This window comes from Sporomusa sp. (assembly GCF_057736855.1).
Genome location: NZ_JBYKYF010000468.1, coordinates 1 through 1,605, shown reverse-complemented (window position 1 = coordinate 1,605; position 1,605 = coordinate 1). Strand labels below are relative to the sequence as shown.

Below are 1,605 nucleotides of genomic sequence, written 5' to 3'. Positions count from 1 at the left end.
ATCAAGGGTATCAGTCTGTGGTCCAACAAGACCGATAATAAGATAGGTGCGAGTTTTAGGGTCATATTTATATTCCGGAATGAGCCGGAAGTTCTCAATTTCTTCTGTGTTGCGCACATGCGTGCGCGGTCCTGAACAAGCCCAGGACATATTACCAATTTTAATATGTCCCTCATCACAATAGCTGATTGATATTCCTTCATCAATCAGCTTCTTAACCTTGCGTTCAACTTCTTTAATATCAGCAGACAATTCCAGCGGATATTCGAGTACAAAACCGCGATGTACATCGCGGTGGCCGAACTCTAAGATAGCACCATAATCTTCTACCAAAATGCGGTTAGTTAGGTCTTCCGCTGTATGTGCCATCTTACGATACCGCAGGGTTTGGACGACAACATCACGAATTTCCTGCGGCACCGGTCCGAACACCGTCGGCCTGACAACAATAACCTCGCCACCAACGCCGATGAGTACATCGGCGTTGGTTTTGAGCATTGGATACAAAAGATCGAAATGTTCAACGATAACCCGTTTATCATGAGCCAACGCCTGCGTAACAGCATCGGCCAATTGATGCAGCTGTGTAAAGGCTAACTCAAACCGGATATCGACATGGTAGGTATGGCTGGAAAAAAAGCCTTTATCAATATTTTTAAGCAGCGGCAGTGGTCTAATATTTACGCCGTCGTCATCATTGGTAAGTTCAAGACCAGGAAACATACCTTTTACCAAGGATGATTTACCTGCACCAGCATCACCAATAATACCGATAAGCCGGTCAAGCGGCGACAAATAGCGTTCACTTAACTGCTGTCCCAAAATATACATCCGGTTACGCCCACGCGGAGCAAAATAACTGGAATACATCAATTGATTGCCGAAAACATATGGCGTGATAGACTTCACGAACGGGTACCCCCTTTAATTATTTGCGGGCTTGACGCAATGCAAGTATACGTTGCATTTCATTATAAACGATCATGAAGCCTTCGTCTACACCCATGCCAGGTTTAGCAAGAATCTGTGCAGGTTGGGTAGCCATAGCTGCATGCACGCATACTTCTGCAGAACGGTTAGTTTCGTTGCAAGTACCGCCTTGGTAAGCGCCTACACCTTTGGCTTTGCAGTAGAGTACTGCTTCGATGGTATTGTTGATACCGCCAAGGTCAGGGGTTTTAATTTGCAGCATATCGCCAGCGCCTCTGTCGGCAAATTCTTTAATGTCTTCTAATGTATTGCACCATTCGTCAGCAACAATTTGAACATTGATTTTTTCTTCATGCAGGCGGGAAGTAATTTGGGCAAGTACTTCGATTTGTTTTTCACGGTCTTCTACGTCAACAGGACCTTCGATGCGGAGTTGTAAAGGAGCTGCAGTTTTTTCTAATTCACGCATATAGTTTACGATACGTTCCACATCGTTGTTGAAAGCAAGACCGATAGTTCCGTATACGTCAATGTGCAGTACAGGTTTATAGTCATCTGTGGTTTTCAGTTGTGCTACCCGGTCTCTCAGCCAAGCAACATATTGAAGAAGCAGTTCGCCGTTTTCACCCAGTTTTTCTTTTACATTGTTGATAAGGCCATGCGGCAGTACTTCTG

The 1,605-nt window shown here is 44.7% G+C and carries 2 protein-coding genes; both read right to left on the bottom strand.

Annotated elements, in window-relative coordinates; genetic code table 11:
- The coding region (locus tag AC29Z1_RS17745; protein WP_488272759.1) for an alanine-tRNA synthetase second additional domain-containing protein at positions 1 to 909 on the bottom strand (909 nt) is incomplete at its 3' end.
- Between the two features lie 19 nt (positions 910 to 928).
- Positions 929 to 1,605: methylaspartate ammonia-lyase (locus AC29Z1_RS17740; protein WP_488272758.1), on the bottom strand; the 677-nt coding region annotated here is incomplete at its 5' end.